The sequence below is a fragment of the Micromonospora sp. C31 genome (assembly GCF_018070575.1).
In the GTDB taxonomy this organism is placed as follows: domain Bacteria; phylum Actinomycetota; class Actinomycetes; order Mycobacteriales; family Micromonosporaceae; genus Micromonospora.
On record NZ_JAGPXN010000008.1, the window covers coordinates 1 to 23,457 of the forward strand.

The following is a 23,457-nucleotide window of genomic DNA, read 5'->3' on the forward strand; positions in this document are numbered from 1 at the left end:
GGTCCCTTGTTATCGCCTGGCGATAACAAGGGACCCTTCCTTGCACCCTGCCGGGCGGCTTCGGGCACTGGGTAGGCTGACCGGCATGAACGCTGTCGCCCGCTTCGGCCCCGGTCACCGCATCCTCGTCACGGGCGGCGCCGGTTTCGTACCGTCGCACCTGGTGGACGCCCTGATCGCCCGCGGCTGCACCGTGGTCGCGCTCGACAACTTCATCACCGGGTCGAAGGAGAACGTCGCCCACCTGCTGGACGAGCCGAACTTCACCCTGATCGAGGCCGACATCTCCGACGGCCTGCCGACCCACCACCCGGAGATGGCCGAGCGGTTCGACGCCATCCTGCACATGGCCTCGCCGGCAAGCCCGACCGACTTCGAGAAGCTGCCGGTGGAGATCCTCCGCGTGGGCTCGGTGGCCACCCTGCACCTGCTGGAGCGCGCGGTCGCCGACGGCGCCCGCTTCCTGATGGCCTCCACCTCCGAGGCGTACGGGGACCCGAAGGAGCACCCGCAGCCCGAGTCGTACTGGGGCAACGTCAACCCGATCGGCATCCGCAGCGTCTACGACGAGGCGAAGCGCTTCTCCGAGGCGGCCACCATGGCCTACCACCGCAGCCGGGGGTTGGACACGGCCATCGTCCGGATCTTCAACACGTACGGCCCGCGGATGCGCCCGGACGACGGCCGGGCCATCCCGACATTCATCTCCCAGGCGCTGCGCGGCGAGCCGATCACCGTGCACGGCACCGGCAACCAGACCCGCTCGATCTGCTACGTCTCCGACCTGGTGCACGGCATCCTGCTGCTGCTCGACTCGCGCGAGACGGGGCCGATCAACTGCGGCACCGAGCACGAGATGAGCATGCGGGAGCTGGCCGAGACGATCGTGTCGCTCACCGGGAGCAGCTCCGAGGTGACGTACATCACCCGCAGTGCCGACGACCCGGAGATGCGCCGCCCGGACCTGACCCTCGCCCGCGAGCTGCTCGGATACGAGCCGACCGTGACGCCCGAGGACGGCCTACGGCGCACCATCGAGTTCTTCCGCGAGCGGATGGTCTAGCGACCGCCCCACCGCCGGCGCACCCGTCGGCGGCGCTTCAGGGCGGTAGTGGCCGCGCGTACGTACCCTGAGTTACATGTCAGCGACCATGCCCGCCGGAGTCCCCCTCCCGCACCTGCACCGCAGCGCCGGGCGCGCCTCGGTGCCCGGCTCCGGCCGGGACGCCGGCCGCGCCCGGCCCGCCGGGGCCCGCTGGTCCCCGTCCCCGGACGAGCCCCGGTCCGCCCGCCCCGGCGGCCCCGCCGGACCGGGTGGGCCGGGGGGAACGACCGGTCTGGCCGGGCCGGGCCGGCCGGGCGGGCGGGGCGCACGCCCCCGGTGGGGCCGGATCGCCCTGGTGGCCGGCGTCGCCGTGCTGGTGCTCGCGCTGCTCGGCGGGGTCGGTGCCTGGTTCTACGCCCGCGGCCTCGACGACGACCTGGCCCGCACCGACCCGTTCTCCGAGATCACGGAGGGCCGCCCGGCCAAGGCGGTGGACGGCGCGCTGAACATCCTGCTGGTCGGCAGCGACTCCCGGGACCCGGACGCCCCGGTGGACAAGTCCAGCAAGTGGCGGGCCGACACGATCATCGTGATGCACATCCCGTCCGACCACCAGAAGGCCTACCTGGTCTCCATCCCCCGCGACCTCTACGTGCCGATCCCGGAGAGCGCGAACGCGGAGTGCGGCTCCGGGCAGCGGGGGAAGATCAACGGGGCCTTCGCCTTCGGCGGCCTGCCGCTGGCCGTCCGGACGGTGGAGTGCTTCACCGACGTGCGGCTCGACCACGTGATGGCGATCGACTTCGCCGGCTTCAAGCAGGTCACCGACGCCCTCGGCGGCGTCGAGCTGAAGGTCGAGCGGACCGTCACCTCGATCCACAAGCCGTACCGGACGTTCACCAAGGGCACCAACCACATGGACGGCGCCGAGGCGCTGGACTGGATCCGGCAGCGCAAGCAGTTCCCGGACGGCGACTTCGCCCGGATGCGGCACCAGCAGGAGTTCCTTCGCGCCCTGATGGACAAGGCGGCGAGCACGGGCACCCTGACCAACCCGAAGAAGCTGAACGACTTCCTCAGGTCGGTCACCGCCGCGGTCACCGTCGACCAGGGTTTCTCGCTGCTCGACATGGGGGTCCAGTTCCGCAACCTGCGCGGCGAGAACCTCACCTTCGTGACCAGCCCGCACGTCGGCAGCCAGACCATCAACGGGGAGTCGGTGGTGGTGTCGGACAGGGAGAAGGCGCTGACCATGTACAAGGCCATGTCGGCCGACACCATGACGGCCTGGGTCGAGGCCAACCAGAAGAAGGACCGCACCGGGAACTGACCAGCCCCGCCGGCCGGCCCTGCCGTGATCGATGGACGTCATCGCGTTTCGGAGGGCCGGCCGACCGCTTCCGGTGAGCCAACCGCCGACCGGCCGTATCGATCTGCCCGTTCGGTCAGTTTCCCTGGATGACGGCCGGACGAACGGCATTTGACGGTCGGACGACCTCGCCAGGACGGGAAAGCGTCCGTACAGTGATCCCGCCCCCTGACAACGCGAGCTGGAGCACGCATGCCGGTTCAGACCAGCCGTCGCCCTCCGGCGCTGGAGTCCCCCCGCGGCCCGGTCCGGGCCTCCACGAGCATTCCGAAGCAGCCCGTCAAGGGTGGCAAGCCGCGCGGTGGGTCCGCGAAGAAGCGGTCGCGCCGCAAGGACCCGCTCTGGGCCCGGCTCACCCTGATCTTCGGCGCCGTGCTGATGGTCGCCAGCGGCGCGGCCATCGTCGGCAGCAAGGCGCTGATCAGCAGCGCCACCGGCAACATCGCCCAGCGCAACCTGCTCGGCGACGCGGGCAAGACCGACGCCGAGGGTGGCGCCAGCCTGGACGGCCCGATCGACATGCTGCTGCTCGGCGTGGACGCCCGGGAGCGGTGGGCCGCCGACGACGTGCGGGCGGACAGCATCATCGTGCTGCACATCCCGGCGACGCACGACCAGGCGTACCTGATCTCGATCCCCCGCGACACGGAGGCCCAGATCCCGGCCTTCAAGAAGAGCGACTATCCGGGCGGCACCGACAAGATCAACGCGGCGTTCCAGGCCGGTGCCCGCAACGGCGGCGGCTGGGAGGGCGGCGCCCAGCTGATGGCGCAGACGATCAAGAAGATGACCGGGATCAGCTTCGACGGCGCGGCGATCATCAACTTCGGCGGCTTCAAGAACGTCATCGACGCCCTCGGCACGGTGCGCATCTGCGTGAAGCAGGAGGTCGAGTCGATCCACATGTCGTACGTGGACGGCAAGCCGATGTGGAACGCCGACGCGAAGAAGACCGGCAAGCAGCGGACGCCCGTGGTGCACAAGAAGGGCTGCCGCGAGATGGAGGGCTGGGCGGCGCTGGACTACTCCCGGCAGCGCAAGAGCCTCAAGAACGGCGACTACGACCGGCAGCAGAACCAGCAGCAGCTGATCAAGGCGATGGCGAGGAAGGCGACCCAGGACGGGACGCTGACCAACCCGATCAAGCTGAACAAGCTGATGGACGCGGCCGGCAAGGCGTTCATCCTCGACACCGGCGGTGTGCCGGTCGCCGACTTCGTCTTCACCATGCGCGGGGTGACCGGCAACGACCTGGTGATGCTGAAGACCAACGGTGGCACCTTCCACAGCGACGGCAGCCGGGAGACGCTCAGCGAGCAGACGCTGGACATGTTCCGCGCGGCGAAGAAGGACAAGCTGGCCGAATTCGTCTTCGCCAACCCCGAGGTGGTCTCCAACCGCGAGTAGCCGGGCCCGCGGGAATTCCGCTCCGGCGGGATAGCCGCACGCGGGGATCCCGGCCGCCGGGTCGCGCAATGTCGGCGAAGCGGCCCGGGCCGCGCATGTCGGCGAAGCGGCCCCGGTCGCCCTGGTCGCCTCGTAGCCTGACGTGAGAAGCGTTCACGTACGGGTCGCGGGGAGGCGTCACGTCCAGATCGGCGGGCGACGGTCGGGGCCGGGCCGGGGACGACCCCCGGGCCGCCCGGCCGCGCCGCGCCCGCTGGCCCCGGCTGCTGCTCGGCCTGGGCCTGACCCTGGTGCTGCTGACCGGGCTCGCCGTGGTGGGCCTGCGCACCCTGACCGACCGCTACGAGCGCAGCGTCGTGCGGGAACAACTGCTCGACCCCACCGCCCGCCGGGAGCGCACCGACCCCGACGGGCCGCTGAACTACCTGCTGGTGGGGACCGACCGGTGGCGCAGCGGCAGCGCGGCGAACCGGCGCTCGGACACCATCCTCATCGTGCACGTCCCGGCCGGCGGACGCGAGGCGTACCTGGTCTCCGTGCCCCGGGACCTGCTCGTCGCCATCCCCGCCGGCCACGGCTACGCCGGCGGCCAGGACAAAATCAATTCGGCGTACGAGCACGGCGGCGGCGGCCAGCCCGGCACCCGGCTGCTCTCGGCCACCCTCGCCCGGTTGACCGGTATCCGCTTCGACGGCGCGGCCCTGATCGACTTCTCCGGCTTCCGCAAGGTCATCGACCTGCTCGGCGGCGTACGCATGTGCGTCGACACCGAGGTCCGCTCGATCCACACCGACCGCGTCTTCCGGCCCGGCTGCCAGCAGATGGACGGCGGCGAGGCGCTGGACTTCGTCCGGCAGCGCTACGACCTGCCGGGCGGCGACTACGACCGGCAGACCCACCAGCAGCAACTGCTCCGGGCGGTGCTGGAGCGCACGAGCGAGACGTCGCTGCGGACCAACCCGGTCAAGCTGGACCAGGTGATCCGCGCCGTCGGCGGCTCGTTGACCGTGGACACCAACGGCGTACCGCTGGAGGACCTGGTCCTCGCGCTGCGCGACCTGCCGGCGGACGCGCTGCGCGGCGTGCGGGTCCCCTCCCGCCCCCAGACCATCGACCAGGTGTCGTACGTGGTCCTGGACAACGGCGGCAACGGCCTCTTCGAGGCGGTACGCGGCACCAGCGTGCCGGGCTGGGCGCGCGCCAACCCGCGCTGGGTCACCCGACTGTGACGCCGGGGACCGGCCCGCCGCCGGCCGACCGGGCGAGGATCTAGGCTTGGCCCGTGTTCGGATCCCAGGTTCCCACCGTGACCGTGACAGAGATCACCGACGACGCGTACCTGCTCGACGTCCGGGAGGACGACGAGTGGAACGCCGGCCACGCCCCCGGCGCGCACCACCTGCCGATGATGGAGCTGCCGGCCCGCATCGCCGAGGTGCCGACCGACCGCGACGTCGCCGTCATCTGCCGCTCCGGCGGGCGCTCCGCACAGGTCGTCACCTACCTCATGCGCAACGGCTGGGACCAGGTGCGCAACGTCGAGGGCGGGATGGGCGAGTGGGCCGCCGCCGGGCGAGGAGTGGTCGGCGAGGACGGGCAGCCGGGCCGGGTCATCTAGGGCGGGCGGGATGGACGCCCCTCTCGTCTTCGCCCACCGCGGTTCCTCCCACGACCTGCCCGAGCACACCCTCGCGGCCTACCTGCGGGCCCTCGACGAGGGCGCGGACGGGCTGGAGTGCGACGTCCGGCTGACCCGCGACGGGCACCTGGTCTGCGTGCACGACCGCCGGCTCGACCGCACCAGCAACGGCCAGGGCCTGGTCAGCGCCCGCACCCTCGCTGAGCTGGAGGCGCTGGACTTCGGCTCCTGGCATCCCGGCTGCGTGCCGGCCGACGGCGACGAGGTGCTGGACGAGTCGCACATCCGGCTGCTCACCCTGGAGCGGCTGCTGGACGCGGTGCTGGCCGCGGGCCGGCCGGTGCGGCTGCTGATCGAGACCAAACACCCCTCCCGCCACGGCGGGAACGTCGAGCGTCGGCTCGTCGCAATGCTGCGCCGGTACGGCCTCGCCGAGCCGGGACCGGACGATCCGGTACGGGTCACCGTCATGTCGTTCTCACCGCTGGCCGTACGCCGGATCCGGGGGCTGGCCCCCGCGCTGCCCACGGTGCTGCTGCTGGACGTGCTGCCGCGCTGGGTTCGGCTGGGGCGGCTGCCGTTCGGCACCCGGACCGCCGGCCCCGGCATCGCCCTGGTGCGGACCCGCCCGCAGTTGGTGCCCGCGCTGCGGGCGGCGGGCAACCAGGTCTTCGTGTGGACCGTCAACGAGCCGGCCGACCTGGACCTCGTCCTGGCCGCCGGGGTGGACGGCATCATCACCGACCGGCCGGCGCACACGCTGGCCCGCCTGGGCCGCTGACCGGGGTGGCGCCGGGCGGCGGCCCGGTCGGACGGGCAGCCGCCGGGCGGCGGCCCGCGCGGGCGGTCGTGCCGAGCACCGGGCAGGGGTGTCCCGCAAGGGGCCGGCGGGGCACACTCGGAGCATGCCGGAGCGCACCGACCTCTCCGCTCTCATCGCCGGCCACACCACGGTGATCGAAATGATCAATTCGGGCGGCACCGGGCTGCCGGTGCTCACCCACCTGCTCCGCGTGGCCGAGTCGGCGCTCGGCGCGGCGGGCACGGCGTTCGTCGAGTTCACGCCGACCGGCGGCCGGGTGATCGCCGCGACCGGCGCCGCCGGGTGGGCTCTCGGCCGCCCCGTGCCGGCCGACGATCCCGCCACCGTCTGCCTGCTCTCCGGCGCCCGGGTGCGCCAGGCCCGCACGGACGAGCTCACCGGTGGGCTCGCCGGCGAGCTGGCCGAGCGGGGCCTGCTCCGGATGGTGGTCTCCCGCGCGGAGATCGGCGGGCTGACGGTCGGGAGCCTGCACGTGCTCCATCCGGACGGCGACGACCCGCTCGACGCCGAGCAGCATGCCGTCGTGGGCTACGTGGCATCCTGCATCGCCCACATGTACGGCGACCAGAACGGGCTGCCCGTGCACGGCGACGGGCCGGTGGTGGCGGCGTTGGCGGACGGTCTGGCCGTGGTCGACCTGGACGGTCACGTCCGGCTCTGGAACCCGGCCGCCGCCCGGGTGACCGGCCGCTCCACGGACCAGGCGCTCAACCGGCCGCTGCCCTTCCCGCTGCCCCCCGCCGGGCGGGTGCTCGACCACCGGTTGCCGGACGGCCGCTGGCTCAAGATCACATCCGGTGAGCTGCCCGGCCCCGGCACCCTGCGGGTGGTCACCTTCCGGGACATCACCGACCAGCAGCGCCGCGACCACGACCGGGACCTCTTCGTCGCGGTGACCAGCCACGAGCTGCGTACGCCGGTGACGGTCATCAAGGGCTACGCGGACACGCTCACCGACCACTGGGAGTCGCTGACCGAGACCGATCGGCGGCAGGCCGCCCGGGTGATCGGGCAGCGCGCCAACGAGCTGGCCCGGCTGGTGGACCGGCTGCTCTCCTCCGCCGCCGAGGCGGGGCCGGGCGACGAGCCCCCCGCCCCGTACGACCTCGGCGACGCGCTGCGCACGGCGGCAGCCGACCTGCCGGCGGAGCTGCGACGGCGGCTCGTCCTGCGCCTCCCCGCCGACCTGCCCAAGGCGCTCGGCCACCGACCGAGCCTGGCCACCATGCTCACGGAGCTCTGCACGAACGCCGGCAAGTACTCCGCGCCGGACTCGCCCATCGAGATCACCGCCGGGTCGGACGGGTCCACGGTCTCCTTCCAGGTCGGCGACCGGGGCGTCGGCATCCGGCCGGAGCACGTGGAGCGGGCCTTCGACCGGTTCTGGCAGGGCGAGTCGGGCGACCGTCGCCGCTATCCCGGAGCCGGACTCGGTCTCTATCTCGTCCGTCGGATCGTTGAACAGCAGGATGGATGGGTATCCCTACGGCCGAGGGCCGGTGGCGGTACGGTCGCAGAGGTGCGGCTGCCCCGTGGATGACCGGCGACGGGCAACGGGGCTGAGGGGACGAAGGTGTCGACGGGAGCTGCCGATCGGGCGTGGTGCGTGGTGGTGCCCCACCACGCCGCTGGGGCACGGCTGGCGCGGCGACGGCTCGCCGAGGAACTGACCGGCGTCGTACCCCCGCCCCTCCTGGCCGACCTCGTCGCGGTCCTGGCCGAGCTGGTGGGCAACGCGGTCCGGCACGCCGACCCCCTGCCCGGCGGGGTGGTACGGGTGGCCTGGCGGCTGCGCGCCGCACTCGACGGGCAGCAGGTGCAGCTCCGGGTGACCGACGGCGGCGCCGCCGCGGTCCCCACGATGCGGGTCGCCGACACCGACGCCGTCGACGGCCGGGGGCTGCACATCATCTCGGGGCTGGCCGACCGTTGGGGCGTCGAGCGCGACGGCCTGGGCCAGAGCGTGTGGGCCGAGTTCGACGCGGCGGACATCACCCGGTCGGATCTGGCCGTGGCGGGCTGACCGACCGCGGGGGCGGGTCCTGCCCCGCCGGCCGGCCCGGACCTCTAGGCTGTCTCGCCGTGAGCAAGCGTCGAAAGAGCCAGCGGGCCGCCGAAGCCACCCCCAAGCGGGAGAAGGTGCGGGACATCTTCGTGCCCCGACCGTTCGAGGGGTTGGCCGACGAGCCGGAGTGGATCGCTCTGCGGGAGCTGGTGCCGGCCGCCTCGGCGCCGCTCCGGCTGGCCCCCGCCCTGGTCGAGGAGTTCGGCGACCGGGAGGTCGTCCTGGCCACCGTGCTGCCGATGGCAGCCCCGGCCGTGACGAAACCGGACGGCCGGGTCCTCATCGGGCTCCAGCGCCACCAGCAGTCGGGCGACGTCTCCCGCGACCTGGCCGAGGCGCTGCTCTGCGCGCTGCGGGTCGAGCCGGGCGGCACGGTGGCCGTGCCGCCGTTGCCCGGGCCGGGCCCCCGCCTGCAGGACGTCCTGGTCGACGGCCCGCTGGAGGTCAGCATGCACGACGGGTTCGAGTTCTGGCTCGACCCGGGGGCCGGCGACGACCCCAACGTGCAGGCGTCCCTGGAGCGGGCGAACGCCGCGATCTATCCGACCGTCCGGCTCGCCGCCGCCCGCGCCGCCTACTGGTGCCAGGTGCCGGAGAAGGCGCACGTGCGCTGGGTGCTGCCCGACGACGAGGACGCCGCGCTGGACGCGCTGGCCCGGCTGAGCGTGGCCGGCACGCTGGTCCTCGGCGAGAACACCCGGTTCGCGGGCATGTTCCGGGCCCACGGCCGGCTGGTGCCCGTCTGGGACCTGCCGGAGGACGTCCCGGCCGCCGACTGGGAACAGCCGGTCGCCGACTTCGCGAAGCGGTACGCGGAGGCGCTCACCGAGCCCGCTCCCCTGGACGCCGCCGGCCGGCGGGCCCGCCACGGCCTGCTCGGCCGGCAGCTCACCCTGCGCTGAGGTGTGAGGAAGGGCACCTTCCTATACCGAATACGTTAGGAAGGTGCCCTTCCTAACCCGCCCAGCGGCTCGCGGACCATGGGGCAGGACATGCAGCGTGGCCCGCCCCGGCCCGAACCCAGCTCCGAGCCGGCGATCGGGATGACCTCGATGCCGGCCCGCTCCAGCTGCGCGTTGGTCTCGGTGTTGCGCTCGTAGCCCACGCAGAGCCGGGGCGCGATGGCCAGGGTGTTGTTGCCGTCGTCCCACTGCTCGCGTTCCGCCGTGACCGGGTCCAGACCGGTGTCGATGACCCGCAGCTGGGGCAGGTCCATCGCGTCGGCGGCGGCCCGCAGGAACGGCGCCGGGCCGTCGACCCGTGGATCCTCACCGTCCGCCCCGGCGATGACCGTGTACGCCGACAGCGTGTCTGCGATGTTCGGGTACATCAGCACGGCGTCGACGTCCACCATCGTGCAGACGGTGTCCAGGTGCATGGTCGCCCGCTCCTGCGCGATCGGCACGACGAGGATGGTGTGCGCGAGCCCGGCGGCGAAGACCTGCCGGGCGAGGCGTTCCGCGCCGGCGGGGGTGGTCCGCTCGCCCACCCCGACGGCCAGCACCCCCGGCGCGAGGAGCAGCACGTCGCCGCCCTCCAGGTGCTCCATACCGGGCTGGTAGGCGAGCTCGGTGCCGGCGAACCGCGGATGGTGCCGGTAGATGGCGTCGGTCAGCGTGGTCTCCCGCCGCCGCGCCGGCATCGCCAGGCTGGTCACCCCGACCCGGTCGCCGACCCAGAACGAGGAGTCCCGGGTGAACAGCAGGTTCGGCAGCGGGTCGATGACGAAGTCGTGCCGGTCCATCAGGGTGTAGACGAGCCCGCCCGGCCGCTCCGGGCTGACCCGCAGTTCCTCGTGGGCCAGCCCGGCGGTGAGCACGTCGGCGAGCGCGACCGGGTCGAGGTACGCGAGGTGGTCGGCGACCCGGGCCCGCAGCGAGTCACCCAGCCGGGGCGAGCGGAGCACCTCCTCGGTGAGTTCGGCCCGCGCGTCGGCGACGGCGAGCGTCTCGGCGAGGAGGGTGGCGAGGTAGAGCACCTCGACCCCGCGCTCGCGCAGCGCGGCGGCGAAGGCGTCGTGCTCCTCCTGGGCCCGCTCGACCCAGGGGATGGCGTCGAAGAGGAGCGAGTCGTTGTTGCGGGGGGTGAGCCGGGCGAGCTCGGGACCGGGGCGGTGCAGCAGGACCGTCCCGAGCCGACCGACTTCGCTGTCCACGTAGTGGGTCACCCTCGCAGCGTAGGGCAGGGTTTGGCGGCATCCGATAAAACAGGGGTGGATGAATATGGCATTCATCCGCACTCACTCCGGCGTTCCAACTTGCCGACACGGGGGACTGGCAACGTAGGGTAGTGAGGACATAACTTCGAGGGACCTTTTGCCGGAGGTCGCGATGACTGTCTTTCCCGCTCGTCGAGCCGCACCGTCCGCCCGGGCACTGCCGCCCGTGGCGGTGCCACATCCCCGGATGGAGTCGCCGGGGGTGCTCACACCCGTCCGTCCGTCCCCGTTGGAGTGGGCCCGCCGCCGCCGGGCGGAACGGGGCGCCCGGCGGCTGGAGGCGGCCGGGGCACGGGCGCTCGGCCGGCTCGACCATCTCGGGCCCGCGTGGCACGTCATCGAGTGGCCCCGCACGGACGCCTCCGACCTCCTGCTCGACCACGAACGCGACGAACGCGCAGGCTTCCTCGCCATCGGGCCGAGCGGGCTCTTCGCGGTCACCATCGCCGACCACGGCCGTGCCCGGGTGCTGGTCGCCGGCGACGTGGTCCAGATCAACGGGAAGCGGCCGCCGTACGTGGCCGAGGCCCGCCGCGACGCCAAGCGCGCCAGCAAGGCCCTCTCCGACGCGGTGGGGCTGGCGATCCCGGTGACGCCGGTGCTGACCTTCGTCGGCTCCGGCGTGATCAGCGTCTACGGCCTGCCGAAGGACTGCCTCATGGCCACCCACCGCGAGCTGGACCGCCTGCTCGTCGCCGGGGGGAGCCGGATCAGCCCGGCCACGGCCGAGAAGCTGTCCCGGGTCGCGCAGCACCCGGAGACCTGGATGAACGGCGCGTACCGTCCGGCCGCCGACTACCGGTGGTACGAGGGCGGCCGAACGGCCGCTGACAAGCCGGCCAACCGACGGTAACGTCACCGGCGACGCCACGCACCCGGGCGCCGGTCGGCACCCGTCGGCCGCGCCGTCGCCGGCCGCCTGGTCAGGGCATTCCCTCACCCACCGGCGGCCCGGTGACCCCGCGCGGTCGGCAACACCCGCGACGACCGGCTAGCGTGGACGGACCGTCGGTGTACATAGGAGGCGCGGTGGCCCACGTCGAACTCTCGCTCTCAGACGTGTTCGTGCCGACGGCGGGAACCTCGACAGGGCAGGAGTTCGACAACCTCGGTCGGTGGTCGTCGACGGTCTCCCACGCCGACGAGCCGTGTCTGCTCATCGACGCCGGGACGAGGGTCGTCGCCGTCTCCGCCGCCGGTTGCGAACTGCTCTGCCTGGGCCACCCGGAGGACGTGACCGGGCTGCCGTTGCTCGCCGGCGGGCTGCGGCTGCTCGACTTCACCGCCAACCGCTGCGAGCTGACCGAGCCCGAGATCGACAAGATCCCGCCCCTGCTCGCCCTCTCCTCCGGGCGCCTGGCCCGCGGGCTGCTCCGGGTCCAGGGCGCGTCGACCGACGCGCCGGACTCGACCGTCGACGCGATCTCCACCCCGGTGTTCACCGACGGGACGGTCGCCGGTTCGCTCACGTTCTTCTCCCCGGTCTGACCAGCGGCGGGATGTGGCGTTCGCCGCACGCGGCGAATCTGGGGCCGGCCCGCACCGAGGCCGTAAGGTGCCCTCATGCTCGATATCGTCCTGCTGCCGGGGAAGTACGCCGTGTGCCGCCTGGCCGCCGGCTCCGCCCTGCCGACCGGGTTGTCGGGTGGGCTGAGCGACGGCGACGTCGTCACGGTGAGCTGGACGGCCGAGGGCATCTCGCTGATCTGCCCCGCCGACCGGGCGCCCGAGCAGGCCGTCGGGGAGACCGCCTGGCGCTGTCTGCGGGTCGCCGAGCCGCTCGACCTGGCGGTCAGCGGCACCCTCGCCGCGCTGGTGGATCCGCTCGCCGCGGCCCGGGTCAGCGTGGTCGCATTCTCCACCTACGACACCGACTACCTGCTGGTTCCCGCCGTACGGCTCCGCGAGGCGACCGCCGCGCTGGAACGTGCCGGCCATCGTGTCCTCGGCTGATCTTCACCCGGCCGCCGGTTCCTCCTAGGATGGGCTCGGCCTCCCGGCCGCAGTGACGCTTCCCGATGTCCCGAGGATCGGCTGTGCCGCCCACCCCCTCGCGCCACGACACCCCCGCCCGACCGCCCGGCCCCGCCGCCGGGCCCGGAGCGGGTCGGTCGCGCCCCCGCCCCGGCCGGCCACCGGGTCCACCCTGGCCGGTCGTCGGCACCTCGCGCCCCGCCCCGCCGCCGTACCCCCGCCGCTTCACGGCGGTGCCGCACCCCCGCCGCCTCGTCGCCGTCGCGCTGCTGGTCACGTTGGCCCTGGCGGGCTGCGGCACCCCGCCGGAGCTGCGCCGCCCCGCCCCGACCACCGCACCGGCCCGCACCGCCGTCACCGCTGGGCCCACCGCCACACCGACGCCGCCGCCCGCCGACGGCCTGCCCGGCGGGACGCTCACCCCCACACCCGACCCCGGGCTGGTCGCGGTCCCGTGCCCGGACGGCCCCTCGGGGGCCCGGATCATGAACCTGGTGCGAGGCCGGGGCGGCGTGCTGCCGAGCGGTGTCCGGGTCCGCGTGCGGACCGGGCCGCTCTGCGCCGGCGAGTGGCACTACACCGTGCTCGACGTCACCGGGCACGAGATGCTCCAGGTGGTCACGCAGGGCCGGCCGGGTGCTCCGCGGCTGGTCACCGCCGGCACAGACGTCTGCACCGCCGAAGTCCGTGCCGCCGGGCCGCCCGGCATCCGGACGCGCGTCTGCGACGCCGGGTCGCTCGGCGTACCGGGTGCGTAGGCTGTCGCCATGCCGGGAACACCGCCGACGCGCTTCGCCTACCTCGGGCCGGAGGGCACCTTCGCCGAGCAGGCGTTGAACAGCATCCCCGCCGCCGAGCGGGGCAGCCGCACGCCGGCCCGCAGCGTGCCGGAGGCGCTGGAGAGCGTACGGGCCGGGGAGGCGGACGCGGCCCTGGTGCCGTTGGAGAACTCGATCGGCGGCGCGGTCGGGGTGACCCTGGACGAACTCGCCGAGGGCGAACCCCTGGTGATCACCCGCGAGGTGATCCTGCCGGTCGAGTTCGTGCTCGCCGCACGGCCCGGCCGGGCGCTCCCGCAGGTGCGCAGCGTCGCCGCCCACCCGCAGGCGTCCACCCAGTGCCGGGGCTGGCTGCACGCGCACCTGCCCGACGCCGTCGTGGTCGACGTGCTCTCCAACGGGGCGGCCGCCGCCGGGGCCGCGGCCGGCGACTACGACGCGGCGATCTGCGCCCCGATCGGGGCCGTCCGGCACCGGCTCGACGTGCTCGCCGACAAGATCGCCGACCATCCGGACGCGGTGACCCGCTTCGCGCTGGTGTCCCGCCCCGGACCGCCCCCGCCGCCGACCGGCGACGACGTCACGTCCCTGGCGGTCTACATCGCACACGACCGGGTGGGCGCGCTGCTGTCGGTGCTGATGGAGCTGGCCGTCCGTGGGGTCAACATGAGCCGGATCGAGTCCCGCCCGACCGGGGAGGCCCTCGGCCGCTACGTCTTCTTCCTCGACTGCACGGGGCACGTGGCGGACGTGCGGCTCGGCGAGGCGTTGCAGGGGCTGCGCCGGGTCTGCGCCGACGTGCGTTTCCTGGGCTCGTACCCCCGGCACCGGTTCCCCGGGGAGGGCGACCGCCCGGTCCCGGCCCCCGCCGGCCTCACGGACGCCGACTACGCCGACGCCGCAGCCTGGCTGGCCCGCCTGCGCGCCGGCGGTCTCGGCTGACGGCAGCCCGCGGCGACAGCGGGGCCCGTCTCGCGGCCACGACCGGCGAGCCGGCGACGGCACCGCCCCCGACCGGCACCGGATCCGGCGGGGCCGGTGCGGGGGCGGAGCGGGCGATGCGGGTCAGCTGAGCAGGCCGCCGAGCAGTCCGCCCTGCTGCTCCTGGGAACCGCTGCCCATGACGGGCGGCTCCTCGGAGGGCTGGACGACGACGAAGCCCTGACCGGCGAAGCTCATCGTGAACGACTCGCCGGTGCTGCGGCCGAGCAGCGTGCCGAGACCGAGCTGCTCGGCGCGGTGGTAGCCGATCTGGAGGTTGGCCGACCAGCAGACCGCCGCCTGCGGGTCGACGTAGGTGGGGGCGTCGACGCTGAGCACCACCGGGGTGCCCTTGGTGGTGATGGCGATCCGACCGTGACCGCTGAAGACGCAGTTGAACAGGCCCGACGACGACGCCATGCCGGCCCCGCCCACCATCCGGATGTCGTACTGGAGGGTCGAGTCGAAGGCCAGCACGCTGGAGCCGTTGATGGAGAGCGCGTCGCCGGGCTCCAGGTCGATGACGTGCACGTCCTTGGCCAGGTCGGCGAGGAAGACGTCGCCCCGGCCGGAGACCTTCATCAGCGGGACGCCCTCGCCGGTCAGCTTCTGCTTGAGGAACTTGCCCAGCCCGCCGGAGCCGAGCGCCTGGAACTGCACCTGCCCCTGGTAGGCGACCATGGACCCGACCCGGGCCATCGCCTCGCCGTTGAGCTCGATCTTCAACATCTTGGAGTTCTGCAGCCGCATGCCGGGCTGCGCGGACTCCTTCTCAAGGTTCTCCGCCGAGAACAGCTCGCTGCGCATTTGAAATGCCTCCTGAGTTCGTGTACCTGGTGCGACGGTAGGCGACGGTGGCAACCGCCGACCACCGGCCGACCGGCCGGCACGCCCACCGGACCGGCACCGCACCCACGGGCCGCCCGTCGGGTTGGGGCCGCCGGTCAGGCCCCAGCCCGGGCCGCCGGTCAGCCCCAGCCCGGGCCGCCGGTCAGCCCCAGCCCAGCTCGTGCAGGCGGGCGTCGTCGATGCCGAAGTGGTGGGCGATCTCGTGCACCACCGTCACCGCGACCTCGTCGACGACGTCCTCGTCGCCGTCGCAGATGCGCAGGATGGGGTTGCGGTAGATCAGGATGCGGTCCGGGAGCACGCCGGCGTAGTCCCAGCCCCGTTCGGTGAGGGCGTGCCCCTCGTAGAGGCCGAGCAGGTCCTCGCCGGGGGGCGGGTCTTCCTCCACCAGGATCACGACGTTGCTCATCAGGGCGAGAAGTTCCTCGGGCACCTCGTCGAGCGCGTCGCCGACCAGCTCCTCGAAGCGCTCGCGACTCATCTCCACCGGCACCCCACCCATTCTGCCCGACGACCCGGCCCGCCCGCGCCGCTCGGGACCCGCGGACCGTCGGCGTCGGTCGGGACCCGCGGCCCGCCCGCGTCGGTCGGGACCAGGGGACCCGCCCGCGTCGGTCGGGACCCGGGGACCCGCCCGTGTCGGCGCCGTGGGCGGAGAGCCTCGCGCCGGGTCGGGCCCGCCGCACGCCCGCGCCGGTCGGCTCGGCGGACCGCCACGAGGAGCGTGACTCCCCGTGGCGGTCGACGCCGAGGGCCGGGACGGTGCCGAGGGCCGGGACGGTGCCGAGGGCCGGGACGGTGCCGAGGGCCGGGACGGTCAGGAGGCGAGGCGGGCGGTCAGGCTGATCCGGGCGCCCGGGGCGAGCAGGCGGGAGATCGGGCAGTTCTCCTTGGCGGTCTCGGCGAGCTTGCTGAACTGCGCCTCGTCGATGCCCGGCACCTCGCCGACGGTGTCCAGCTCGATCCGGGTCACCGTCATTCCGGCGTCGGTCTTGTCGAGGTGGACCTTGGCGGTGGTCTCCACCGAGGTGGGCGGCGAGCCGGCGTCGGCGAGCGCCTTCGAGAACGCCATCGAGAAGCAGCCGGCATGGGCCGCGCCGATCAGTTCCTCGGGGTTGGTGCCCTCACCCTCCTCGAAACGGGACTTGAAGGAGTAGTCCCCCTGCAACCCGCCCTTGCCGGTGCGGATCGTGCCGGACCCCTCGGTGAGGTTGCCCTGCCACTGTGCGGAAGCGGTACGGATAGGCATGCAACCGAAGCTAGCCCACCGGGCACCGGCCCGCGACCGTTCACGCCCCGCACCGGCGACCGTTCACGCTCCGCGTCGTCGGGTGCGTGCTGTGTCATGATTCGGGGCAGGCCCGTGAACGCGGAAGGGTGGCCGATGTCCCAGGATTCCCCCATTCCCCGGCAGGAACACCGTTCCGACGGTGCCGCCGTCCTGGAGTGGGGCACGGCGGAGCCGGACGGGCCGCGCCGGTTCGGGCGTACGTTCTCCGGCCTGGGCCGGGACCGCCGGCTTCCGGTTCTGCTCGCGGCGCTCGGCGCGGTGGCCGCCCTCGCCTCGATGGTCGGCGAGTGGCAGGTGATGACCATCCCCAACGCCGGGCCGCAGGGCAACACGCCGCTGCGGGTGCCGGGCGGGGTGTCCGACGTCGGCGGCTTCGGGGTGGGCTACCTGGTCGGGCTGTTCGCCCTGGTCTGCGCGATGGTGCTCGCGCTGCGCGGCACCGGCGCGGTGCGTCCGAACGCCCGGCTCGCCGGGCTGGCCCTGGCCGGGTCGCTGCTGGGGCTGCTGGTCGCGACCGCCGCCTCGCTGGACGAGGCCGGGCAGCGCGTCTTCTTCTACTCGACGGACGACGGTTTCCGGGCCGAGTACGGCCGGGGCCTGGTGACGGCGTTCGTGGCCTGCGCCCTGTTCGCGGCGGCGTTGAAGCTGGCCCCGGCCGACGCGGCCCCGCTCGCCGAGGAGACGGACGACGGGCACGGGGCGGACGTCGGTGACGACGCGGAGCCGGTGGGCTGGGGCCGCAGGGCACGGAACGTGGCGGACGACGGGCCGCCCGCACCGGCCGACCTCACCGTCGGGCCGGCCATCCCCTTCGCCCGCCCCGAACCTCGGGACTGACCAGCCGCGCCGGCGGGGCACCGGCGGGCCGTCGGCCGTTGGCACGGCATTCGCCGGAACGCCATGGCCCGTGCCCCTTCCGCGAGGTACGTTTGCTGCCCGCCGTCACTCAGGGTCGAGGCACCGAGGACCGAGACGGCTGGCTGCGACGGCGGCGGGCGAAGGAGGAACGATGACCCGCCCGGGGCTGCCCAAGCTGATCGCCACGGATCTCGACGGCACGCTCGTCCGCAGCGACGAGACCGTCTCCGCGTACACCCACGAGGTGCTCGACCGGGTGCGGGCCGCCGGGATCCCGGTGGTCGGCGCCACCGGTCGCGGACCCCGGCTGGCCGAACTGACCCGCAACGACATCCGCGCCGCCGACTTCCTGGTGATGGCCGGCGGCGGCCGGGTGGTCGACCAGAGCGACCCGTCCGGGCCGGTGGTGCTGCGCGACGAGCGCCTTCCCGCCGAGGTGCTGGCCACGCTGCTGGCCGACCTGGAGGCGACCGTCGGGCCGCTGACCGTGATGGTCGAGGCGTCGGACGAGCACGACGCACCGCTCTGGGGCGACTACCACGCGAGTTGGCCCTACCAGGACGCGTTCGAGACGCGCAGCCGCGCCGAGTGCCTCTCCTGCGACGTGATCAAGGCATTCGTCCGGACCGCCGACCACCACGTCGACGAACTGCTCGAGGTCGCCCGGCAGATCGTTCCGTCGGAGGTGGCCACGCTCACCCAGGCCGGGCTGGACTTCGTCGAGATCTGCCCGCCGGGGGTGGACAAGTCCACCGGGCTCACCGTGGTGGCGCATCGCCTCGGCGTCGACCCGGCCGAGGTGCTGGTCTTCGGGGACATGCCCAACGACCTGCCGATGTTCGAGTGGGCCGGCTGGGCCCGGGTCGCGGTCTCCAACGCCCACCCGACCGTCCGCGCCCTCGCCGACGAGGTGACCCTGCGAAACGACGACGACGGGGTGGCGGTGTATCTCGATCGGCTACTGTCCCGCTGATGGGAGAGGCACCACGGCTGATCGCCACCGACATCGACGGCACCCTGCTCCGCGACGACCGCACGCTCAGCCCGCACACCATCGAGGTGCTGGCCCGGCTCTCCGCGCGGGGCACGCCGGTCGTGCTGGTCACCGGCCGTCCCATCCGCTGGCTGAGGATGGTGTACGAGCAGCTCGCCGAGCCGCTGCCGGCGATCTGCGCCAACGGCGCCGTGGTCTACGACCCGGTCGCCGACGAGGTGCTGCGCGCCGACCCGCTCGACCCGCGACTGCTCGCCGAGGTGGCCCGCCGGCTGCGCGCCGAGGTGCCCGAGGTCAGCTTCGCGGTGGAGATCGTCGACAGCCGGCAGATGCGGCACGAATCGCACTACCCGCTGCGCTGGGACGCCGACCATGACGCGATCCGGGCCGTCGAGACCCCCGAGGAGCTGCTGGCGGCACCGGCGGTGAAGCTGCTGGCCCGCTCCGCGGAGCAGGACCCCGACGCGTTCGTGGCGTTGGTGGCCGCGGCCCTGGAAGGGCTGGCCGAGGCGACCCACTCGTCGTACTCCGGGCTGGTGGAGATCTCTGCCGCCGGCGTGACCAAGGCGGCCGGGCTGGCGTGGTACTGCGCGCGGCTGGGCATCGACGCCCGGGACGTGCTCGCCTTCGGCGACATGCCCAACGACGTACCGATGCTGACCTGGGCCGGGCGGGGGGTGGCGGTGGCGAACGCGCACCGCGCCGTCCTGGAGATCGCCGACGAGGTCACGGCGGCGAACTCGGCGGACGGCGTGGCGGCGTACCTGGAGAAGGTCTTCGGGGTGGGCTGAGCGGCGCGGCCGGCGTCCCCGCCAGCCGCGCCGTCGACCCGGGGGTCGGACCGGCCGGATGACCCGCTCCCCCGCACGCACTGTCAGAGGTACTGGCCGGTGCTGTGCCCCTCGCCGCCCTGCGGTGGCTGACCCATGCCCGGCATGCCCGGCAGCAGACCGCCGGGGCCACCCGGGCCGCTCGGCAGCGCCTGCCGGCCGGAGCGCATCTGCTCCAGCTGCACGCGGGCGGCCATCTGCTGCGCGACCAGGGCCGCCTGGATGCCGTGGAACAGGCCCTCCAGCCAGCCGACGAGCTGGGCGTGCGCGATGCGCAGCTCGCCCTCGCTGGGCGCCTTCTCCTCGGTGAAGGGCAGCGAGATGCGTTCCAGCTCGTCCCGCAGCTCGGGGGCGAGCCCCTCCTTCAGCTCGACGATCGACCGCTCGTGGATCTCCCGCATCCGGTGCCGGCTGGCGTCGTCGAGCGGGGCGGCCTTGACCTCCTCCAACAACTGCTTGATCATGCTGCCGATCCGCATGACCTTGGCCGGCTGCTCGACCAGTCGGGTCGGGTCCTCGCCGTGTGCCTCGTCGGTCTGCACGGTGCCGACGGGCCGCCCGTCCGGGCCGACCACCACCACCGTTCCGGGGTGACCGGTGCCGTCCTGGCCCGGCTCGTCGTTCTGTCCAGCGGAGTGCGCTTCGGTCATGGGAACCATCTTTACCCAGCCGCGATCGGCCATGCGTCCGGGGACCGATCCCCGACCTCGGATCCGGGCGTGATCCGCGCTACGGTCGCGCCATGCCCGCCGACCCCCGCGACGTGCTCAGCCGGCCCGCTCCGGCCCCCGACGTCACCGTCTCCTACGGCGACCACCCGGACCAGATCGCCGATCTGCGCGTCCCGGCCGGGTCGGGCCCGGCCCGACGGCTGGTCGTGGTGGTGCACGGCGGCTTCTGGCGGGCCGGGTACGACCGCCGGCACACCGACCCGCTGGCCGTCGCGCTGGCCGCGCTGGGCCACCCGGTGGCGCAGGTGGAGTACCGCCGGACGGGGCAGCCGGGTGGCGGCTGGCCCGCGACGCTGACCGATGTGCTGACCGGCGTGACGGAACTGCCCCGGCTCGCGGCCGAGGCGCTGCCCGGTCGCGTCGCCGCCGGTGCGCCGCTGCTGGTGGGCCACTCGGCGGGGGGACACCTGGCGTTGTACGTGGCGGCGACCGCCCCGGCCGCCGTCGGCGGCGTGCTGGCGCTGGCCCCGGTGTCGAACCTGGCGGAGGCGTACCGGCTGGATCTGGACGAGGGGGCGGTGGCCGCGCTGCTCGGTGGCGGGCCGGCGGACCACCCGGAGCGGTACGCCGCCGCGGATCCACGTCCATCGGTGCCAACGCGAACACGCACAGTAGTCGTGCATGGTGCACTGGATCAGCAGGTGCCGGTTGCGATGAGCCGGGAGTTCGTGACCGCCAGCCGCGCGGCGGGCGGCGATATCTCCCTTCTTGAGCTGCCAGAATGCGAACATTTCGGGCTCATCGATCCGGCGTCGGCGGCATGGCCGCAGATCACGGCTGCTTTCCGATCTCTCCAGGAAGATCGCCAAGCATTGACGCAGCGTCGCTGACCGGGTAGAACGCCGAGGGGGCGTGATCCGCCCTGCAACGCTCCCCGGAAGGAACTCGGTGTCCCAGATGAACCGCAGGCGGGCCCTCCAACTGCTGGCCGCTCTCGGTACGGCCGGACTGGTCGCGGGATGCGGCACCGATGACGCCGACGGCGAATCGGCCAGCCCGGGAAGCCCGATCAAGATCGGCCTCGTGGCACCGACCAGCGGCGGCCTCAAGGCGATCGGTGAAGAGATCACCAACGGCTTCCAGCTCTTCCTCGACCTCAACGACAAGCTGCTGGGCGGGCACCCGACCACCCTGCTCACCGCCGACGAGGGCGAGAGCGTCAAGACCGGCAAGGCCGCCGTCGAGGGGCTGCTCAAGCAGGGCGTGCTCGCCCTCACCGGCGTGGTCGACGCGAACGTCATGTCCGGCATCCGGGACACCGTCGAGCAGGCCCGGGTGCCCCTGATCGGCTCCAACGCCTCGCCGTCCAGCCTCCAGAGCGTCGTCTACATCTGGCGGACGTCGTACGTGCTGGACGAGGCGGGGCGGGCGCTGGGCCGCTACCTGCGGGACCAGCTGCAACCGTCGGCCCGGCTGGCGATCATCGCGCCGGACAGCATCGGCAGCCAGGACGTGGTCCGCGGCTTCCGGCAGGAGTTCGGCGAGTCCGACCCCCGGATCAAGGACCCGGTCGTCTCCACGAAGGTCCACACCAACCCGTCGAAGTCCGCGTACCGGGCCGACATCCGCACGGCGCTGAACCGGAACCCGTCGGCGGTGTTCTGCTTCTTCGCCGGACCGGCGGCGGTCGAGTTCATCAAGCAGCTACGCATCGAGGGGTTCACCGGCAAGGTGTACGCCCCCGGCTTCCTCACCGAGGGCACGGTGCTGAGCAGCGTCAAGGCCGAGGACGCCCTCGGCATCCAGACGGCGCTCAACTACTCGTCCGACCTGAACAACACGGCCAACCGCCGGTTCGCCTCGGCGTACCGCAAGAAGCACGGCACCTCGCCCACCACCTACGCGATGGCCTCGTACGACGCCGCGCAGGTGCTCGACCAGGCGATCCGGATCGCGGGCGGGTCACCCAACCCGCAGCAGGTCAACCTGGCCCTCGGCAAGATCGGCCAGATCGACAGCCCGCGCGGGGTGTGGCAGTTCAACCAGCCCCGTACGCCGCAGCAGAAGTGGTACCTGCGTGAGGTTCAGCTCGACGGCCAGGTGCTGTCGAACGTCCTGGTGACCGAGCTGGCCACCCTCGGCTGACCCCCGCCCCCACCTGCTCCCCGCCCCGCGTTTCTCAGGGCGGGGCGCGGCGGGCGGCGGGGGTGGGGTTCAGTGGCGGAGTTCGGCGATGCAGCACTTCACGCTGCCACCGCCCTTCTTCAGCTCGGCCAGTTCGACCGGGACCGGGTGGTAGCCGGCCGCCTTCAGCTTCCCGGCCAGCCGGGTCGCCTCGCTGTTGAGCACCACGTTGAGCCCGTCGCTGACCAGGTTGAGGCCGAAGGCCAGGGCGTCCTCGGCGTCGGCGACCACCGCGTCGGGGAAGAGCTGCGTGAGCACCCGCTGGCTGGCGGCGGAGAAGGCGCCCGGGTAGTAGACGACGTTCTCGTCGTCGATGGAGGCGAGCGCGACGTCCAGGTGGTAGAAGCGCGGGTCGACCAGGCGCAGAGACACCACTGGCCGGCCGAGCGCCTCCTGCGCCTCGGCGTGCGCCGGCAGTTCGGTACGGAAGCCGTGCCCGGCGAGGATCAGCCCACCGTGCGCCTCCGGCAGGTACGCGAAGTCGCCCTCGCCCTCGTTGGTCTCGATCGGCGCGATGAACCGCCAGCCCTGCGACTCGTAGAACGCCCGGTGCGCGGCGGCTTCGGCGGCCCGCTGCTCGTGCTTGAACTGCGCGCCGTAGACCGTGCCGTCGACCACGAACGCCCCGTTGGCCGCGTAGACCATGTCGGGCAGGCCGCGTCCGGGGGTCAGCAGGTGCACCTCGTGGCCGAGACCGACCAGGGTCTCCCGCAGCCGGTCCCACTGCTTGACCGCAAGCGCCGAGTCGACCGGGGTGGTCACGTCCATCCACGGGTTGATCGCGTACTCGACCGCGAAGTGCTCGGGCGAGCACATGAGATATGTCCGCTTTCGCGGGAGTCGCTGCTGGTTCACGGTGACCAAGGGTAGGTACCCTCAGACTTTGGTAACAGCCACAACCGTTGCTTCCCAGAGGCGGAACGTTGCAGATAGATGCCGTAGACCAGCGGATCATTGCGTTGCTCGTCGCGGACGCCCGCGCCTCGTACGCCGACATCGGCCAGCGGGTGTCACTGTCCGCCCCGGCGGTCAAACGACGGGTGGACCGACTGCGCTCGACCGGCGTGATCCGGGGCTTCACCGCCGTCGTCGACCCCGCCGCCGTCGGCTGGACCACGGAGGCGTTCGTCGAGCTGTTCTGCGCCGGACGGACCACCCCGGCCCAGATCGGGGTGGCCACCCGCCGGCACCCCGAGGTGGTGGGCGCGTACACCGTCTCGGGCGAGGCCGACGCGCTCGTACACCTGCGGGCCGCCGACATCGGCCACCTGGAGGCGGCGCTGGAGCGGCTGCGGGCCGAACCCTTCGTGACCTCGACCCGGAGCACCATCGTGCTCTCCCGACTGGTCGAGTCCCCGGGCGTCGGCCCCTCCCCCCGCTGACCCGCACGGTTCGGCGCGGCCGCGGACAGGCGCCGCCCCCGACGGTCGACGCACGGCCCGGCGACGCGATCCGGCGGCTGCGCGGCGGGCAGCCGGCG

The 23,457-nt window shown here is 73.2% G+C and carries 26 protein-coding genes; 20 read left to right on the forward strand and 6 right to left on the reverse strand.

All coding sequences use genetic code 11. The annotated features are described in order from the left end of the window. The first annotated feature begins 85 nt into the window (after positions 1 to 85). The 9 genes from KBX06_RS12620 to KBX06_RS12660 all read left to right on the forward strand — a co-directional run bounded on the left by KBX06_RS12620 (position 86) and on the right by KBX06_RS12660 (position 9,250). The gene (locus tag KBX06_RS12620) at positions 86 to 1,063 is read left to right on the forward strand and encodes a UDP-glucuronic acid decarboxylase family protein (RefSeq protein ID WP_210834693.1); all 978 of its coding nucleotides are present in this window, start codon (positions 86 to 88) and stop codon (positions 1,061 to 1,063) included. A 76-nt stretch (positions 1,064 to 1,139) separates the two neighbouring features. Then, positions 1,140 to 2,375: an LCP family protein gene (locus tag KBX06_RS12625; protein ID WP_210834695.1), complete on the forward strand. Its 1,236-nt coding sequence runs from the start codon at positions 1,140 to 1,142 to the stop codon at positions 2,373 to 2,375. A 231-nt stretch (positions 2,376 to 2,606) separates the two neighbouring features. Further along, positions 2,607 to 3,821, forward strand: coding sequence for an LCP family protein (locus tag KBX06_RS12630; RefSeq protein WP_210834697.1), 1,215 nt, complete (start codon positions 2,607 to 2,609; stop codon positions 3,819 to 3,821). Positions 3,822 to 4,111: 290 nt separating this feature from the next. Continuing rightward, positions 4,112 to 5,050 carry an LCP family protein gene (locus KBX06_RS12635; RefSeq protein WP_210834699.1) on the forward strand — a complete coding sequence of 313 codons (939 nt, stop codon included), beginning with the start codon at positions 4,112 to 4,114 and terminating at the stop codon, positions 5,048 to 5,050. A gap of 53 nt (positions 5,051 to 5,103) precedes the next feature. Further along, positions 5,104 to 5,439 carry a rhodanese-like domain-containing protein gene (locus KBX06_RS12640; RefSeq protein WP_210834701.1) on the forward strand — a complete coding sequence of 112 codons (336 nt, stop codon included), beginning with the start codon at positions 5,104 to 5,106 and terminating at the stop codon, positions 5,437 to 5,439. Positions 5,440 to 5,449: 10 nt separating this feature from the next. Next, complete coding sequence (locus KBX06_RS12645) at positions 5,450 to 6,241, forward strand: glycerophosphodiester phosphodiesterase family protein (RefSeq protein WP_210834703.1); 792 nt, start codon at positions 5,450 to 5,452, stop codon at positions 6,239 to 6,241. A gap of 124 nt (positions 6,242 to 6,365) precedes the next feature. After that, positions 6,366 to 7,823 carry a PAS domain-containing sensor histidine kinase gene (locus tag KBX06_RS12650; protein ID WP_210834706.1) on the forward strand — a complete coding sequence of 486 codons (1,458 nt, stop codon included), beginning with the start codon at positions 6,366 to 6,368 and terminating at the stop codon, positions 7,821 to 7,823. 66 nt (positions 7,824 to 7,889) lie between these two features. Next, on the forward strand, positions 7,890 to 8,306 hold the full coding sequence (locus KBX06_RS12655; protein ID WP_210834913.1) for an ATP-binding protein: 417 nt from the start codon (positions 7,890 to 7,892) through the stop codon (positions 8,304 to 8,306). A 59-nt stretch (positions 8,307 to 8,365) separates the two neighbouring features. Next, positions 8,366 to 9,250: a DUF5926 family protein gene (locus tag KBX06_RS12660; protein WP_210834707.1), complete on the forward strand. Its 885-nt coding sequence runs from the start codon at positions 8,366 to 8,368 to the stop codon at positions 9,248 to 9,250. Between the two features lie 35 nt (positions 9,251 to 9,285). On the opposite strand, the gene KBX06_RS12665 is transcribed toward KBX06_RS12660, so the two are convergent. Next, the gene (locus KBX06_RS12665) at positions 9,286 to 10,515 is read right to left on the reverse strand and encodes an arginine deiminase (protein WP_210834708.1); all 1,230 of its coding nucleotides are present in this window, start codon (positions 10,513 to 10,515) and stop codon (positions 9,286 to 9,288) included. Between the two features lie 163 nt (positions 10,516 to 10,678). On the opposite strand from KBX06_RS12665, the gene KBX06_RS12670 reads away from it, so the two are divergent. The 5 genes from KBX06_RS12670 to pheA all read left to right on the forward strand — a co-directional run bounded on the left by KBX06_RS12670 (position 10,679) and on the right by pheA (position 14,261). After that, positions 10,679 to 11,419 (forward strand): hypothetical protein, encoded by a 741-nt coding sequence (locus KBX06_RS12670; protein ID WP_210834709.1) that lies wholly within the window; start codon positions 10,679 to 10,681, stop codon positions 11,417 to 11,419. A gap of 176 nt (positions 11,420 to 11,595) precedes the next feature. After that, positions 11,596 to 12,054, forward strand: a complete 459-nt coding sequence (locus KBX06_RS12675; protein ID WP_210834710.1) for a hypothetical protein — start codon at positions 11,596 to 11,598, stop codon at positions 12,052 to 12,054. Positions 12,055 to 12,129: 75 nt separating this feature from the next. Beyond that, entirely contained in the window at positions 12,130 to 12,519 is a 390-nt protein-coding gene (locus KBX06_RS12680) for an ACT domain-containing protein (protein ID WP_210834711.1), read from the forward strand. Between the two features lie 254 nt (positions 12,520 to 12,773). Then, a complete protein-coding gene (locus KBX06_RS12685; protein WP_210834914.1) occupies positions 12,774 to 13,298 on the forward strand; it encodes a hypothetical protein in 525 nt (174 codons plus the stop codon). 9 nt (positions 13,299 to 13,307) lie between these two features. Further along, positions 13,308 to 14,261 carry a prephenate dehydratase gene (pheA, locus tag KBX06_RS12690; protein ID WP_210834712.1) on the forward strand — a complete coding sequence of 318 codons (954 nt, stop codon included), beginning with the start codon at positions 13,308 to 13,310 and terminating at the stop codon, positions 14,259 to 14,261. 123 nt (positions 14,262 to 14,384) lie between these two features. On the opposite strand, the gene KBX06_RS12695 is transcribed toward pheA, so the two are convergent. The 3 genes from KBX06_RS12695 to KBX06_RS12705 form a co-directional block, all read right to left on the reverse strand. Further along, the gene (locus tag KBX06_RS12695) at positions 14,385 to 15,107 is read right to left on the reverse strand and encodes an AIM24 family protein (protein WP_210834713.1); all 723 of its coding nucleotides are present in this window, start codon (positions 15,105 to 15,107) and stop codon (positions 14,385 to 14,387) included. A 184-nt stretch (positions 15,108 to 15,291) separates the two neighbouring features. Then, complete coding sequence (locus KBX06_RS12700; RefSeq protein ID WP_210834915.1) at positions 15,292 to 15,636, reverse strand: metallopeptidase family protein; 345 nt, start codon at positions 15,634 to 15,636, stop codon at positions 15,292 to 15,294. A 330-nt stretch (positions 15,637 to 15,966) separates the two neighbouring features. Beyond that, the gene (locus KBX06_RS12705) at positions 15,967 to 16,398 is read right to left on the reverse strand and encodes an OsmC family protein (protein ID WP_210834714.1); all 432 of its coding nucleotides are present in this window, start codon (positions 16,396 to 16,398) and stop codon (positions 15,967 to 15,969) included. Positions 16,399 to 16,533: 135 nt separating this feature from the next. Here KBX06_RS12705 and KBX06_RS12710 point away from each other — a divergent pair, with 135 nt between their 5' ends. From KBX06_RS12710 to KBX06_RS12720, 3 genes are all read left to right on the forward strand, one after another. Beyond that, positions 16,534 to 17,277 carry a hypothetical protein gene (locus KBX06_RS12710; RefSeq protein WP_210834715.1) on the forward strand — a complete coding sequence of 248 codons (744 nt, stop codon included), beginning with the start codon at positions 16,534 to 16,536 and terminating at the stop codon, positions 17,275 to 17,277. A gap of 172 nt (positions 17,278 to 17,449) precedes the next feature. Beyond that, positions 17,450 to 18,271: an HAD family hydrolase gene (locus KBX06_RS12715; protein ID WP_210834716.1), complete on the forward strand. Its 822-nt coding sequence runs from the start codon at positions 17,450 to 17,452 to the stop codon at positions 18,269 to 18,271. Beyond that, positions 18,271 to 19,083, forward strand: coding sequence for an HAD family hydrolase (locus KBX06_RS12720; protein WP_210834717.1), 813 nt, complete (start codon positions 18,271 to 18,273; stop codon positions 19,081 to 19,083). Before KBX06_RS12715 ends, KBX06_RS12720 begins: the two co-directional genes overlap by 1 nt. 83 nt (positions 19,084 to 19,166) lie before the next feature. Here KBX06_RS12720 and KBX06_RS12725 read toward each other — a convergent pair whose 3' ends face one another. Continuing rightward, a complete protein-coding gene (locus tag KBX06_RS12725; RefSeq protein ID WP_210834718.1) occupies positions 19,167 to 19,781 on the reverse strand; it encodes a bacterial proteasome activator family protein in 615 nt (204 codons plus the stop codon). Between the two features lie 83 nt (positions 19,782 to 19,864). On the opposite strand from KBX06_RS12725, the gene KBX06_RS12730 reads away from it, so the two are divergent. After that, positions 19,865 to 20,683, forward strand: a complete 819-nt coding sequence (locus tag KBX06_RS12730; protein WP_210834719.1) for a S9 family peptidase — start codon at positions 19,865 to 19,867, stop codon at positions 20,681 to 20,683. Between the two features lie 58 nt (positions 20,684 to 20,741). Further along, positions 20,742 to 21,938 (forward strand): ABC transporter substrate-binding protein, encoded by a 1,197-nt coding sequence (locus KBX06_RS12735; protein WP_210834720.1) that lies wholly within the window; start codon positions 20,742 to 20,744, stop codon positions 21,936 to 21,938. Between the two features lie 69 nt (positions 21,939 to 22,007). Here the strand turns inward: KBX06_RS12735 and ddaH are convergent, their stop codons facing one another. Then, complete coding sequence (ddaH, locus tag KBX06_RS12740; RefSeq protein WP_374225624.1) at positions 22,008 to 22,841, reverse strand: dimethylargininase; 834 nt, start codon at positions 22,839 to 22,841, stop codon at positions 22,008 to 22,010. Between the two features lie 59 nt (positions 22,842 to 22,900). On the opposite strand from ddaH, the gene KBX06_RS12745 reads away from it, so the two are divergent. Next, positions 22,901 to 23,359, forward strand: coding sequence for an Lrp/AsnC family transcriptional regulator (locus KBX06_RS12745; RefSeq protein WP_210834721.1), 459 nt, complete (start codon positions 22,901 to 22,903; stop codon positions 23,357 to 23,359). Positions 23,360 to 23,457: the final 98 nt, after the last annotated feature.